Annotated in this window: 1 protein-coding gene and 1 pseudogene; both read left to right on the top strand. The window is 75.0% G+C overall.

The annotated features are described in order from the left end of the window. Nucleotides 1-346 precede the first annotated feature (346 nt). Nucleotides 347-802 carry an AAA family ATPase gene (locus tag BFF77_RS37505; protein WP_245704004.1) on the top strand — a complete coding sequence of 152 codons (456 nt, stop codon included), beginning with the start codon at nucleotides 347-349 and terminating at the stop codon, nucleotides 800-802. Next, nucleotides 792-1,097, top strand: a pseudogene (locus BFF77_RS37510) (tetratricopeptide repeat protein); the annotation flags it as partial. The gene BFF77_RS37505 and the pseudogene BFF77_RS37510, both read left to right, overlap by 11 nt.

Raw genomic sequence — 1,097 nt, forward strand, 5'->3', positions numbered from 1 at the left:
GCGGTGGACGCTTGGGCGGCTGTTGTGGGCTCCGGCGGGGGCCGCAGTTGCGGGCGGGATCGCGTGGTTGGTTGCGCGGGTGGGGCTGGAGGCGGCGGATCAGCTCGCCAGCGTGATTGGCGGAACCGCCGGTCTCCTCGGTCTCGCCGTCTCGCTGATAGCCCTGCGTTCTCCCACTCCGGCCGTTCCGCCGGTCGCGGGAGGCGGGCCGGACGGGCAGTGGGTGCGGGCGGCTGCCGCTCACGCCTCCTACCGTGTCCCAGCAGCCCAGGCCCCCGTCCGCGGCCGTGACCGTGAACTCGCCGACCTCAAGCGCCTGGCGGCCGGCCGGAACGGCGGACTCGTCGTGCTGTGCGGGACAGGCGGGCTGGGCAAGACCACCCTCGCTGCCCAGGCCGCCCGGCAGGCCCGGACAGAAGGGCGGGCGGTGTTCTGGGTGCGATGGCAGGACGACGCGACCCGCCTCGCCCACGACCTCACCCGCATCGCCCAGGCACTCGGGCTCCCCGAAACCCGCCTCCACGACGCCCAAAGCGGCCAGGCCGCACTCGTCGACGTCATCTGGGAACACCTGGCCGCTGTACGGGGGTGGGTGATCGTGGTCGACAACGCCGACACCCCCCCGCGACCTCGGCCCCGGCAGCGAGCCCCCGGGCTCCTACCGAGGCTGGGTACGCCCGGACGGTGCCGGGCTTCTCCTGGTCACCACCCGCGACACCGCGCGCACCACCTGGGGCCCCGAAGCGCGCCTCGTCCCCCTCGAACCCCTGGACCCCGGCGCCTCGGGCACGGTGCTGCGTGACGCCGCGCCCGCCGCCGGCACGGCAGAGGAGGCCGCCGCACTCGGGGAACGGCTCGGCGGCCACCCTCTCGCCCTGGACACCGCGGGCCGCTACCTTGCCACCCCCACCAGCCGCTACCGCACCTTCACCGCCTACCACCGGGCGCTCGACACCGAGTTCGGCGACCTCGTCGGCGCCGCGCACCCGCAGGCCGGCGACCCGGAGGTCGCCCGAACCGTGGTGCGGCACACCTTCGACCTCTCCCTCACCCAGATCCACAACGACGGCTACACCCTCGCCCGCCCCGCCCTGTAC

It is taken from the genome of Streptomyces lushanensis (assembly GCF_001700515.1).
Classification (GTDB): domain Bacteria; phylum Actinomycetota; class Actinomycetes; order Streptomycetales; family Streptomycetaceae; genus Streptomyces; species Streptomyces lushanensis.